The organism is Nocardioides sp. Leaf374 (assembly GCF_916862475.1).
Classification (GTDB): domain Bacteria; phylum Actinomycetota; class Actinomycetes; order Propionibacteriales; family Nocardioidaceae; genus Nocardioides; species Nocardioides kribbensis.
In genome coordinates, this window is sequence record NZ_CAKASO010000030.1 from 38,464 (window position 1) to 51,151 (window position 12,688).

General features: G+C 74.3%; 12 protein-coding genes. 7 read left to right on the forward strand and 5 right to left on the reverse strand.

Translation table 11 applies throughout. The features are described 5' to 3' along the window. Positions 1-278: 278 nt before the first annotated feature. Both LPA27_RS13650 and LPA27_RS13655 read right to left on the reverse strand, forming a co-directional pair. Entirely contained in the window at positions 279-1,106 is an 828-nt protein-coding gene (locus LPA27_RS13650) for an SDR family oxidoreductase (protein WP_228942793.1), read from the reverse strand. Positions 1,107-1,176: 70 nt separating this feature from the next. Further along, complete coding sequence (locus LPA27_RS13655) at positions 1,177-2,553, reverse strand: cytochrome P450 (RefSeq protein WP_228942794.1); 1,377 nt, start codon at positions 2,551-2,553, stop codon at positions 1,177-1,179. Positions 2,554-2,667: 114 nt separating this feature from the next. Between LPA27_RS13655 and LPA27_RS13660 the strand changes: the two genes are divergently transcribed. The 4 genes from LPA27_RS13660 (at position 2,668) to LPA27_RS13675 (ending at position 6,060) form a co-directional block, all read left to right on the forward strand. Continuing rightward, on the forward strand, positions 2,668-3,294 hold the full coding sequence (locus tag LPA27_RS13660) for a TetR/AcrR family transcriptional regulator (protein WP_056905151.1): 627 nt from the start codon (positions 2,668-2,670) through the stop codon (positions 3,292-3,294). A 142-nt stretch (positions 3,295-3,436) separates the two neighbouring features. Further along, on the forward strand, positions 3,437-4,561 hold the full coding sequence (locus LPA27_RS13665) for an FUSC family protein (RefSeq protein ID WP_228942795.1): 1,125 nt from the start codon (positions 3,437-3,439) through the stop codon (positions 4,559-4,561). Positions 4,562-4,601: 40 nt separating this feature from the next. Further along, positions 4,602-5,240 (forward strand): hypothetical protein, encoded by a 639-nt coding sequence (locus LPA27_RS13670; protein WP_228942796.1) that lies wholly within the window; start codon positions 4,602-4,604, stop codon positions 5,238-5,240. A 67-nt stretch (positions 5,241-5,307) separates the two neighbouring features. Next, on the forward strand, positions 5,308-6,060 hold the full coding sequence (locus LPA27_RS13675) for a TetR/AcrR family transcriptional regulator (RefSeq protein WP_228942797.1): 753 nt from the start codon (positions 5,308-5,310) through the stop codon (positions 6,058-6,060). 72 nt (positions 6,061-6,132) lie between these two features. Here LPA27_RS13675 and LPA27_RS13680 read toward each other — a convergent pair whose 3' ends face one another. From LPA27_RS13680 to LPA27_RS13690, 3 genes are all read right to left on the reverse strand, one after another. Continuing rightward, the gene (locus LPA27_RS13680; protein WP_228942798.1) at positions 6,133-6,876 is read right to left on the reverse strand and encodes a DedA family protein; all 744 of its coding nucleotides are present in this window, start codon (positions 6,874-6,876) and stop codon (positions 6,133-6,135) included. A gap of 373 nt (positions 6,877-7,249) precedes the next feature. Beyond that, a complete protein-coding gene (locus LPA27_RS13685) occupies positions 7,250-7,858 on the reverse strand; it encodes a YceI family protein (protein ID WP_056865051.1) in 609 nt (202 codons plus the stop codon). A gap of 206 nt (positions 7,859-8,064) precedes the next feature. Further along, on the reverse strand, positions 8,065-8,214 hold the full coding sequence (locus tag LPA27_RS13690; protein WP_156697959.1) for a hypothetical protein: 150 nt from the start codon (positions 8,212-8,214) through the stop codon (positions 8,065-8,067). Positions 8,215-8,510: 296 nt separating this feature from the next. Between LPA27_RS13690 and LPA27_RS13695 the strand changes: the two genes are divergently transcribed. From LPA27_RS13695 to LPA27_RS13705, 3 genes are all read left to right on the forward strand, one after another. Next, complete coding sequence (locus LPA27_RS13695) at positions 8,511-8,798, forward strand: hypothetical protein (RefSeq protein ID WP_056865050.1); 288 nt, start codon at positions 8,511-8,513, stop codon at positions 8,796-8,798. A 99-nt stretch (positions 8,799-8,897) separates the two neighbouring features. Then, positions 8,898-10,727, forward strand: a complete 1,830-nt coding sequence (gene glmS, locus LPA27_RS13700) for a glutamine--fructose-6-phosphate transaminase (isomerizing) (protein ID WP_228942799.1) — start codon at positions 8,898-8,900, stop codon at positions 10,725-10,727. A 130-nt stretch (positions 10,728-10,857) separates the two neighbouring features. Next, positions 10,858-12,688, forward strand: a 1,831-nt coding sequence (locus tag LPA27_RS13705) for a DEAD/DEAH box helicase (RefSeq protein ID WP_228942800.1), incomplete at its 3' end; no start/stop codon positions are given.

Sequence of the window (12,688 nt, forward strand, 5' to 3'; positions counted from 1 at the left end):
CGGTGCGGGTCCGCGCAATTGCGCTGCTTGGGCAGTGTCGGGGGCGGGGGGTGCCGGGTCCGCGCAAACCTGTCGTGGGGTCGGTGCGGGTCCGCGCAATTGCGCTGCTTGGGCAGTGTCGGGGGCGGGGGGGTGCCGGGTCCGCGCAAACCTGTCCGTGGGATCGGTGCGGGTCCGCGCGATGGCGGTGTTCCCGCAGGCACCGGCCGCACGTGCTGCCGTCGCGCCCCGCACCGTCGTGACGGCAGGCCGTCCGAGCGTCGGCGGCGGAGCGGTGCTCAGCGGCTGGCGCGCCGCTCGTACTCGGCGCGTGCGGCCACGTCGACGTCGGTGAGGGTGGTGTCGGCACCCATGGCGCGGCCGACCAGGTCGCGCACCCGACGGGGGAGCACGTTGGAGGAGTGGAAGACGCCCTTGGCGTGGGCCGGCACCCAGGTCTCGAACCGGGGGCGCTGCGCGACCGAGACGATGGCGTCGGCGACCTCCTCGGGGGTGCAGGCCCGCATGCCCCGGGTGGCGTGGACGCCGGCGGCGAGCTCGGTGGCGACCACGGTGGGCAGCACCGTGGAGACGTCGACGCCGTGCGGGCGCAGCTCGGCGTGGGCGGCCTCGGAGAAGCCGAGCACGCCGAACTTGCTGGCGCTGTAGACCGCCGCGCCCGCCATGCCGAGCCGACCGACCGCGGAGGCGACGTTGACGACGTGGCCGTGCCCTCGCGCGACCATCGCCGGGGCGACCAGGCGGGTGCCGGTCACGACGGCGCGCAGGTTGATCTCGAGGGTGCGGTCGACGGAGTCGTCGCTCTGCTCGAGCAGCGGGGTCAGCGGCATGATGCCGGCGTTGTTGACGAGCACGTCGACCGGCGCGAGGGCCGCCGCCTGCTCGACGAAGCGGGCGTAGGAGCCGCGGTCGGCGACGTCGACCACGAGCCCGACGGCGTCGTGGCCGACCGCGGCGGCGGCCTTGGCGGCCACGTCGTCATCGAGGTCGCCGATGACCACACGGGCGCCGGCGGCGGCGAAGCGGTGGGCGGTGGCCAGGCCGATGCCGCGGCCGGCTCCGGTGATGACGACGAGGGCGTCGGTGAGGTCGCGGGGTGCGGTCACGGTGGTCTCCTGCGGTCGGGTGCGGGTGCGGGTGCGGGTGCGGGTGCGGGTCGGGCGGGGGAGGGGCGGGTCAGGCGGTGCGGTGGACGAGGTCGACGGGCTGGCCGTCGGCGGGGAAGGGCAGCGAGTGGTTGTTCATCGGCGCGACGTAGGCCGGGTCGACGCTCCAGTCGAAGCGGCGCAGCAGCTGGTGCATCACCGCCTTGACCTCGGCGCCGGCGAAGAACAGCCCGAGGCACTTGTGGACCCCGCCGCCGAAGGGCTCCCAGGCGAAGCGGTGGGAGCGGTCCTCGCGGCGCTCGGGGGAGAAGCGCTCGGGGTCGAAGGCGGTGGGGTCGCTCCACAGCGAGGGCATCAGGTGGCTGAACTGGGGGGCGACGATGACGTAGCGGTCGGCCGGCACCCGCACGCCCTCGACCACGGTCTCCTTGACGGTGCGGCGCACGACGACCGGCACGGGGGCGCGCAGCCGCAGGCACTCCTTCATCACCAGGTCGAGGGAGGCCAGGGAGTCGAGCTCGGCCAGGGTGGGTGCCTCGCCCAGGGCGAGCGACTCCGCGCGGCAGCGCTCGCGCCAGGCGGGGTGCTTGCCGAGCAGCTCGAGCATCGTGGAGAGGGTGATCGTCGAGGTGTCGTGGGCGGCCATCATGAGGAAGACCATGTGGTTGACGACGTCGTCGTCGGAGAAGCGCTCGCCCTCCTCGCTCTCGACGTGGCACAGCTGGGAGAAGAGGTCGTCGCTCTCGCGGGCGCGCCGCGAGGGCAGGTAGTCGCGCAGGAACCGCTCGACGACCTCCCGCCCCCGCAGTCCCTTGCGCCAGCGGGTGCCGGGCAGGTCGCGACGCACGAGGGCGGCCGCGCTCTGCACGCAGTCGATGAAGGCGGCGTTGACCCGGGCCATCTCGGCGCGGTCGGTGCTCTCCGCCCCGCCCATGAAGATCTCGGCGGCGACGTCGAGGGTGAGCTCCTTGAGGGCGGGGTACGCCGGGAAGCCCGGCCCCGGGCGCCACGCGTCGAGGCCGCGGGCGATCGGGGCGTGCATGGCCGCGGCGTAGCCCTCCAGGCGCGGGCGGGTGAAGGCCTGCTGCATGATCCGGCGGTGCACGTGGTGCTCCTCGCCGTCGAGGAGCATGAGGCCGCGGTCGAAGAACGGGCCGACGAGGTAGCTCCAGGCCGGCCCGTTGACGAAGGCCTTGTCGGGGTTGGTGAGCGCGGTGGCGCAGGCGTCGGGGCCGAGCAGCATCACCCAGGGGTCGCCCAGGATGCGCAGCGGGGAGACGGGTCCGTAGGTCGCCCACTGCTTTTCGAAGAGGCCGACGGGGTCGCGGGCGTACTCCAGGCTGCGCCCGATCACGGGCCAGCCGCGGTGCTCGCGGGCGACGGCGGGGAGCGGGCGGGCCGTCGCGCCGGCGGCCGGGTCGGGGGTGCGGGACGTGGCCTGGGTCACGTCGTCCAGGGTGATTCAGACAGGACATCCTGTCAATGTCCTCGGCCCCCCCCGGGCCGCACCGGTCCGGTCCGGTCCCTGGGACGGGCGTGCAGCGGGTGTGAGGATGGGCCCATGGCGGTCAAGGCGGGGAGGTATCGCGGCAGGTCGGCGCAGGAGCGCGCCGCCACCCGCCGAGCCCAGCTGCTCGCGGCGACCCTCGACGTCTGGGGCGCCGACGGCGGACCCCGCGTCACCATGACCCGCATCTGCGCCGAGGCCGGCCTCACCGAGCGGTACTTCTACGAGCACTTCGCCTCCCTCGACGAGGCCCTCACCGCGGCCATGCAGCAGGTCGGCGACGAGATCACCGTGGCCGCCCTGGCGGCGATCGAGGAGACCGAGGGCGGGCCCACCGAGCGCATCCGCGCCGCCATCGGCGCCTTCGTCGCGATCATCACCGACGACCCCCGCAAGGGCCGGGTCACCATGCTCGAGGCCCCCGGGCGCCCCGAGCTGCGCCCGGCGCGCAACGCGCTGCTGCGCGCCTTCGCCGAGCTGGCCACCCGCGAGGGACGCGCGCTCTACGGCGACGACGCGTGGGCCGGTCAGCCCGGCGACCTCGCCGGGCTGATGTTCGTCGGCGGGGTCCAGGAGCTGGTCACCGCCTGGCTCGACGGCACGCTCGACGTCACCCCCGACGACATCGTCGAGGCCGCCACCCGCGCCTTCGCGGCCACCGCCCGGGGCGCGCAGGACTGAGCCGACCCAAGCCCGATCGACCCAGCCCGATCGACCCAGCCCGACCGACCCGGGCCGACCGGCCCGGCGGCGTGGGAGCACGCGAGCGCTGCTCGACCACCGGGGTGTGACGCCGGTCGCCGGCGCTGGCTACGGTCGCCTGATGCCCGGTTGGACTGCACGCGCGCGCGACCCGATCTTCTGGAACGACGTCACGCAGCTGGCCAAGACGGTGCTGGCGGCGGTGCTCGCCTGGGTGCTGGCCACGAGCGTCTTCGAGCTGCCGCAGTCGTTCCTGGCGCCGTGGGCGGCGCTGCTGGTCGTGCACGCCACGGTCTACCGCACCTTCTCGCGCGGCGTGCGCCAGGTCGCCGCCGCCGTGACCGGGGTGCTGCTCGCCTGGGCGACCGGCAACGTGCTCGGCCTCGACACCGCGGCGGTGGTCATGGTGCTGGCGCTCGGGCTGGCCATCGGCGCGCTGCCGTGGTTCGGCGAGGAGTCCACCGCCGTGGCGGCCACGGCCCTCGTCGTGCTCACCACCGGCTTCTCCGACAACGACGGCATGCTCGTCTCGCGCCTGGCCGACACCGCGATCGGCATCGGCGTCGGCCTGCTGGTCAACCTGCTGGTGTGGCCGCCGCTGCGGCGGCGTACGGCGGTCGTGGCGCTCGACCGCATCGACGACGCCATCGGCGTGCTCCTCGTCGACATCGGTCGCGGGCTGACCGACGGCTGCAGCGACGAGGACGTCGACGACTGGATCGACCGCACCCGCGACCTCGACGGCGAGCTCGACAACGCCTGGTCGCTGGTGCGCCAGGCCCGCGAGAGCGCGCGGATGAACCCGCGCCGCTCGGCCCACGAGCTGCGCGACCCCCGGCAGTGGTACTCCCTGCTGCGCCGCATGGAGCAGGCGGTCGCGGAGACCCGCAGCATGGCGCGCACCCTCGGCCACGAGACCACCTGCCGCGACGACTGGGCCGACCCCTTCCGGGCCGGGTGGGTCGCGCTCTTGGTGGCCGCCGGCGAGGCGGTCAAGGACGCCGATCCCGAGCCGCTGCGCGAGGTGCGCTCCCGGCTCAACGTGCTGGTGGACCAGATCGGCGCGCAGGAGCCCACCCCGGAGCTGTGGCCGGTCTTCGGCGGACTGATGATCAACCTGCGCAACATCCTCGACGCCATGGACGAGGTCGCCGCGGCCAACCCCCTCGGCCAGCCGCCGCTGCCGCTGTCCACGGTCGTGCGCCGCCGGGCCCGGGTGGCCGCGGGCGGAGAGGCCGCCGAGTGACCAGCCCAGTGACCCCCAGTGACCCCCCAGTGACCCCCCAGTGACCCGCCGGTCAGGGCGTCCCCGTCGGCAGCGCTTCGTCGGTCGCATCGCCGGCGTCGGCAGCGCCAGCGGGGTGCGGGTGGTGGTCGGGCACTGGCACGACACCCCGCTGGGCCGCTTCTCCGACGCGATGGTGGAAGGACCCGACGGGCACCGCGTGCTGATCGCCCCGCACCGGGAGGCGGCCGACTTCATCGAGGCGACGTACTCCTTCGACGAGGTGCGGATCGAGCCGGTGACGGCGGTGGCCACGGCGACCGCCTGGTCCGTGCGCTCGCCCTCCCTCGACCTCGACCTCGTCGTCGGCCGCCGCACCGCGCTGGGCCGGCTGCTGGCCCTGGTGCCCGACCGGGTGGCGACCAGCCCGGCCTGGTGCTCGCTCACCGACGTCGTGGCCCGTCTCGTGCTGCGCGGGGTCCGCACCCGCGGCAGCGCCGGCGGCGGTCGACGGGAGTGGTACGGCGCCACCGACCACCACCGCGTGCGCGCCGCGACGGGGCAGCTCGAGGGCCGCGACCTCGGTGCGCTGGCGCCGGTGAGCCCGCCCCCGCGCTTCGGCTTCTCCTCCACGCCCCGCCGGCCGTCGGTCACGACCGTGGTGACCACCGTCGAGGTGCCCGGGGCCCAGCGCGGCTGAGGGCGGGAGCGGCGCCGCCGGTCCGCGCCGCGAGCGGAGCCTGCCGCCGGCGGCTACGGTGCCGGACATGGCTCCCGGCTCGCAGCGCCCCCACGCGGCCGACCCCGCGCACCCGGTCCCCGGTGGCTCGATCGACCCGGGCCGTGCGCCCGATCCGGGCGACCCGGGCGCGGAGGACGGCCAGCGGCCGCTGCGCGCCGACGCCGAGCGCAACCGGCGCCTGATCCTCGACGCCGCCAGCGCGGTCTTCGCCGAGCGCGGCCTGGAGGCCGGCTTCGAGGAGGTGGCGCGTCGCGCGGGGGTGGGCGTGGGCACGGTCTACCGCCGCTTCCCCGACCGCGACGACCTCATCGACGCCCTCTTCGCCCGGCGCCTCGACGAGCTGGTCGCGCTCACCGCGCGCGCGGGTGAGAGGGAGGACCCATGGGAGGCCCTGGTGTGGTTCCTGGAGGAGTCGGTCGCGGCCCAGTCCTGCGACCGGGGGCTCAGCGAGGTGCTGGGCGACGGCCTGCGCGGGGCCGAGCGCCTCGAGCGGGCCCGGGAGCGCATGCAGCCCGCGGTCGGCGCCGTCGTCGCGCGGGCCCAGGCCGCCGGGCTGCTGCGCGACGACGTCGCTCCCCTCGACCTGGCGGTGCTCTCCCGCGCGGTCTCCCAGATCGGCACCGAGGCCACCCCCGACCTGTGGCGCCGCTACCTCGCCATCCTGCTCGACGGTCTGCGCGCCCGCCCCGAGCGGCCCACGCCGCTGCCGCGGGCCTGCCCCGACGAGGCCGAGCTGGCCCGGGTGGCGCACAAGGCCCGTCCGGGCCGCCGGCGCTGAGGCCGGCCCCACCTGTCGGTCACGGCCGGGACCGAGGTCGGGCTCGAGGGCGGCTGGACCCGTGGGGACGGCTCAGCAGACGGGCAGCCGGTCGCGACACCGCGGGCATCGGGACCCGGGAGGCTCCTCGCTGCTCGGCTCACCGCCGTCCGCGTGCCCGTCGGCCAGGTGCCCGCCGGTCGACTCCCGGTCGACCGGTCCGCGTGCCGGCACCGCCGCGGCGGCCACCGGGGCCACGGCAGCCACGGGTGCGAGCGTGCGACCGGCCGCGCGGCGCCGGCGTACGACGTGGCGTGCGGCCAGGACGACGACGAGCGACGCGGCGAGGACGACCACGGCGGTGCCGAGGTGGTCGAGCACGCCGCTGGCCGCGATCGCGCTGCCGGCGACGACCCAGGCCGAGGCCCACGCGAGCGCACCGACGACGGAGGCGGGCAGGAAGCGCCGGTAGGGCAGGTGGGCAGCGCCGGCGACCGCGGGCATGACGGTGCGCACGAAGGGCAGCATGCGGCTCACCAGCACCGCGGTCGTGCCGTGGCGTGCGACGAGGTCGGTGGCCCGGTCCCACCGCGCGACACCGAGGCGCCCCACGAGACGGCCGGCCCGCAGCCGCGGCCCGGTGTGGTGGCCCAGCAGGTAGCCGAGGTGGTCGCCGCTGGTCGCCCCGAGGGCCACCGCGAGCACCAGCAGGGCCGAGGCTCCGGTCCCGTCGGTCGCGGCCGACAGCCCGGTGATCGCGACCTCGCCGGGCAGCACGGCCCCCAGGCCGAGCGACGACTCGGCGAGCGCCAGGAGGAAGCCCAACAGGAAGGTCATCGGGTCCCCCGCTCCGTCCGCCGCCGGGTGCGGTGGGACGACAGGTCCGACAACGCAACCGGAGGATTTATTCCGTTTGGGTCGCTGTGGCTGGTGGCGGGTTTCACCGGTCGGCCGGTGAAACCCGCACTGGTCGGCCGACGCGTGGGCCGACAGGTGCGGGTCTGGGCCGACAGCCTGGCCGGACGCGCCGGTGCGGGGCCCGGGGCGGCCCTGCGGCGGCGGGCGGCGGTGGGCGGCGGTGGACCCACCGGGGTCGCGTCGCAGGACGACGACGGGGCCCCGGATCACCGGGGCCCCGTCGTGGTGTCGCGCGCCGCCGGGTGTGCCGGTCGGCGCGGTCTTGCTGCGTCCCCTGCCGGGGACAGGTGGATCAGACGTTCTTGATCGCCGAGATGTCGAACTCGAGCTTGATCTTCTCGGAGACGAGGACGCCGCCGGTCTCGAGGGCGGCGTTCCAGGTGAGGCCGAAGTCCTTGCGGTTGAGGGCCGAGGCGCCCTCGAAGCCCACGCGGGTGTTGCCGAAGGGGTCGGTGGCCGAGCCGGTCTGCTCGAACTCGATGGCGACCGAGTTGGTGGTGCCGGCGATCGTCAGGTCGCCCGTGATGGTCCAGTCGTCGCCGTCGCGGCTGACGTCGGTCGAGGTGAAGGTGATGGTGGGGTTCTTCTCGGCGTCGAAGAAGTCGCCGGAGACCAGGTGGCCGTCGCGGTCGGCGGAGCCGGTGTCGATCGAGGCGGTGACGATGCTGAGGGTCACCGAGGAGGCGGCGGGGTTGGCGGTGTCGATGTGGGCGGTGCCGCTCCAGTCCTTGAACTGGCCGCGGACGGTGGTGACCATCGCGTGACGGGCGCTGAAGCCGAGTCGGCTGTGGCTGGGGTCGATGGTGTAGTCGCCGGTGAGGTCGGAGACGACGCTGGTGGGGGCGTCGAAGGTGGCGGTGGCGCCGGTGGTCTTGTCGTTCGAGCGGCTGAAGATGCCCATGGTGTGCTCCTGAGGTCTGTGGTGGGGGTGCTCGTCCACGCTAGTGGAACTTTCAATTACCCACAACCGGACCGGGGTCCGTTTTCATTCCCGACGTCGGTCCGCAGTCGCGAGGCGGTCTGGACCAGTGTCGACACGGCCCCGTCGGGCCGGAAATGACGAGGAGCCGCGACCCCCGGTGGGTCGCGGCTCCTCGTGCGTGTCGCTCAGGCTGCGTGAGGCGTCTGGATCGGAGCTGCGCTCCGGACGTCGAGCGTCGGGTCGACCCAGTGGGCCTCCAGGCGCGTGCGGCCGCTGCTGTCGGTGACGGTCACCCAGGTCTGGGTCAGGGCTCCGGTCATCTGCGAGTTCAGCATGGGACACCTCCTGTTCATCTTCTGTTCACCAAAGGTAGCACGGCTCCACACGGACGGGCGGATTTTGCCGCCACTTCGCTCCCTTGCTCCACCTGGAGGGGTGATCGACCGCGCGGCGTCACCACGGCGCTCCACCCGGTCGATCCGGGCGCGTGGTCGGGCCGGGCCCCGCCCGACCCGGCCATGGCCGGAGCTGCCGCTGGCTCGGTCGGCGAACAGGCGTCCGTCTGGGTCGTTCCTGCCCGAAATCGGGCAGGAAGTTGGCAGGTCGAGGCTGCTGCGGTCACGATCTGGCGGTGCGCGCACCCGACGACCTCCGAGAGCATCCGCTCGCCCCGCTCGTCGACCACCTCAGCGCCACGACCGACCTCAGCCGACCCGAGGCCCTGCGCGTCGCGCAGGACGTCGTCGACTTCCTCGCCCAGCCGGTCGAGGAGGTCGTACGCCGCCGCCACGCCCAGCTGCGCTCCGCGGGCGTGCGCAACGCCGACATCTTCGCCCTCGTGCGCGACGAGCTGGCCCAGCGCCTCGTCGCCGCCCCCCGCCTCACCGACCGGCAGATGCGCCGCATCGTCCACGGCTAGGCCCGCCCGCGCGCCGGCTCCCACCCGAGCGCGACCACCCGCCGGCACCCGCCGGCACCCACGTCAGCACCAGCACCACGAACCCCGAGAGGACCCACCATGTGCGGCATCGTCGGCTACATCGGCGCCCAGCAGGCAGCACCCCTGATCCTGGAGGGCCTGACCCGCCTGGAGCACCGCGGCTACGACTCCGTCGGCCTCGCCGTCGTCGGCGCGGGCCGCGAGCCCGCCGTGAAGGTGGTCAAGGCCGCCGGCCGCGTGCGCGACCTCGGCAGCGACCTGCCCAAGCGGTTCTCGGGCCGCAGCGGCATCGGCCACACCCGCTGGGCCACCCACGGCCCGGCCAACGACGTCAACGCCCACCCGCACACCGACGAGAAGGGCGACGTCGCGGTCGTCCACAACGGCATCATCGACAACGCGGCCGCCCTGCGCGCCGGGCTCGCCGACGACGGGGTGACCCTCACCAGCGACACCGACACCGAGGTGCTCGCGCACCTCATCGGCCGCTCGGTCGCCGAGACCCTCGAGGAGCGCGTGGTGGAGGCCCTGGCCGCGGTCGAGGGCACCTACGGCATCGCGGTGGTCCACGCCGACTTCCCCGACCGCATCGTGGTGGCCCGCAACGGCAGCCCGCTCATCATCGGCGTGGGGGAGAAGGAGATGCTCGTCGCCTCCGACCTCGCCGCGCTCGTGCGCCACACCACGACGGTCGCCCACCTCGCCGACGGCGAGATCGCCACGCTGACCCCGGCCGGCTTCACGACCTTCCGCCACGACCTGACCCGCGTGGCCCGCACCGCGGCCGAGGTCGACGTCGACCCGACCTCCTACGACGCCGGCGACCACGAGTCGTTCATGCGCAAGGAGATGCTCGAGCAGCCCGCCGCGGCCGAGCGCGTGCTGCGCGGTCGCCTCGACGAGCGCTTCGGCACCGCCCACCTCGGCGGTCTGGAGATGGACCCGCGCGAGACCCGTGCCGTACGCCGGGTCAAGGTGCTCGGCTGCGGCTCGGCCTACTACGTGGGCCAGATGGGCGCCTCGCTCATCGAGGAGCTGGCCCGGATCCCCGCCGACGCCGAGGCGGCCAGCGAGTTCCGCTACCGCAACCCCGTCATCGAGCCCGACACGCTCTACGTCGCGGTCAGCCAGTCCGGCGAGACCGTCGACACGCTGCTGGCAGTGCAGGAGATCCAGCGCAAGGGCGGGCGCGTCATCGGCCTGGTCAACGTCGTGGGCAGCGCGATCGCCCGCGAGTGCGGCGCCGGCATCTACCTCCACGCCGGGCCCGAGGTGGCGGTGGCCAGCACGAAGGCGCTGACCAACATGTTCCTCGGCTTCTCGCTGCTCGCGCTGCAGCTGGGACGCGTGCGCGACCTCTCGGTGGCCGACGGGCGTCGCCTCATCGCCGGGCTGCAGGCGCTGCCCGCGGCCGTGGAGGAGGTGCTGGCCCAGGAGGACGCCCTCGCCGCGGTGGCCCAGCGCCTGGCCGAGGCCGAGAGCCTGTTCTTCGTCGGGCGGGTGCGCGGCTTCCCGGTGGCGCGCGAGGGGGCGCAGAAGTTCAAGGAGATCAGCTACCGCCACGCCGAGGCCTACCAGACCTCCGAGCTCAAGCACGGCCCGCTCGCGCTGATCTCCGAGGAGGTCCCCACCGTCGCGGTGGTGCCCGACGACGAGCTCACCGAGCGCAACGTCGCCGCCCTCCACGAGATCGCGGCGCGCAAGGGTCCGCTCGTCGTGGTGACCCACCCCGGCGTCGACCTCGGCGGTCTCGACGTCGTGCGCATCGACGTGCCCCACCTCGAGCGCGAGCTCGACCCGATCCTGCTGACCATCCCGCTGCAGCTGCTGGCCTACCACGCCGCCAAGCACCTGGGCCACGACATCGACAAGCCGCGCAACCTCGCCAAGTCGGTCACCGTCGAGTGAGCGCGGGCCGCTCGGCACGGCGGCGGGCGGGCGCGCGCGGGGCGTGCGCGAGGTGACGGGGAGCCGACGTGACCCAGCCCTCCGCGACGCGGAATCCGCCGCCGCCGCGCCGAGCGACTACCGTTGACGGGTGAGCCCTTCTGACGTACCGGCCGACGCACCCGCTCCCGAGAGCGCCGCGGAGCCTGCTGCCCAGCCCGCGACCGAGCCCGCGACGCCCGCCGCCGAGGCGCGGACCGAGCCGACCTTCTCCGACCTCGGCCTCTCCGACCAGGTCCTCAAGGCGCTGCGCGACGTCGGCTACGAGACCCCCTCGGCCATCCAGGCCGCCACGATCCCCACCCTGCTCGACGGCCGCGACGTCGTCGGCCTGGCGCAGACCGGCACCGGCAAGACCGCCGCCTTCGCGCTGCCGATCCTCTCGCGCCTCGACGTCTCCCAGAAGACCCCGCAGGCGCTCGTGCTGGCCCCGACCCGCGAGCTGGCGCTGCAGGTCTGCGAGGCCTTCCAGAAGTACGCCGCGAGCATCAAGGGCGTGCACGTCCTGCCCGTCTACGGCGGCCAGGCCTACGGCGTGCAGCTCAGCGCCCTGCGCCGCGGCGTGCACATCGTGGTCGGCACCCCGGGCCGGATCATGGACCACCTCGACAAGGGCACCCTCGACCTGTCCGAGCTGCGCTTCCTCGTGCTCGACGAGGCCGACGAAATGCTCAACATGGGCTTCGCCGAGGACGTCGAGACGATCCTGGCCGAGACCCCCTCGGACAAGCAGGTCGCGCTCTTCTCCGCGACCATGCCGCCGCAGATCCGCCGGCTCTCCAAGCAGTACCTGAGCGACCCGGCCGAGATCACGGTCAAGAACAAGACCGCCACCGCGGCCAACATCACCCAGCGCTACCTGATGGTGAGCTACCCCCAGAAGGTCGACGCCCTCACGCGCATCCTCGAGGTCGAGAACTTCGAGGGCATGATCGTCTTCGTCCGCACCAAGAACGAGACCGAGACCCTCGCCGAGAAGCTGCGCGCCCGCGGCTTCTCCGCGGCCGCCATCAACGGCGACGTCGCGCAGGTGCAGCGCGAGCGCACCGTCAACCAGCTCAAGGCGGCCAAGCTCGACATCCTCGTGGCCACCGACGTCGCGGCCCGCGGCCTCGACGTGGAGCGGATCAGCCACGTCGTCAACTACGACATCCCCACCGACACCGAGTCCTACGTGCACCGCATCGGCCGCACGGGCCGCGCGGGGCGCTCCGGTGACGCGATCTCCTTCATCACCCCGCGTGAGCGCTACCTGCTCAAGCACATCGAGAAGGCCACGCGCTCCCCGCTCGTGCCGATGCAGCTGCCCAGCGTGGAGGACGTCAACTCCACCCGCCTGACCCGCTTCGACGAGGCGATCACCGCCGCGCTGGGCGAGACGGCCCGCATCGCGCGGTTCCGCGACATCGTCACCCACTACATGAACGAGCACGACGTGCCCGAGGTCGACGTGGCCGCGGCGCTCGCCGTGGTCGCGCAGGGCGACACCCCGCTGCTCCTCGACGCCGAGGCCGACCGCGCCATGCGCCAGCCCGCCGAGCGTCCCGACCGCGGCGACCGCCCGGGCCGCGGGGACCGGCCCGAGCGCGGCGAACGCGGTCCGCGCCGCGGCCAGAGCGACGTGCCGATGGCGACGTACCGGATCTCGGTCGGCAAGCGCCACAAGGTCGAGCCGCGCCAGATCGTCGGCGCCATCGCCAACGAGGGCGGCCTGCGCCGCGGGGACTTCGGGCACATCCAGATCCGCCCCGACTTCTCGCTGGTGGAGCTGCCCGCCGACCTCGACCCGAGCGTCTACGCCAAGCTCGAGAGCACCCGCATCTCCGGCAAGCTCATCGAGCTGCGCGAGGACGGCGGCGGCCCCGTGCGCCGCTCCGGCCCCTCCGGTGGCGCGGGCGGCAGCTCGGCCGGCGGCGCCGAGC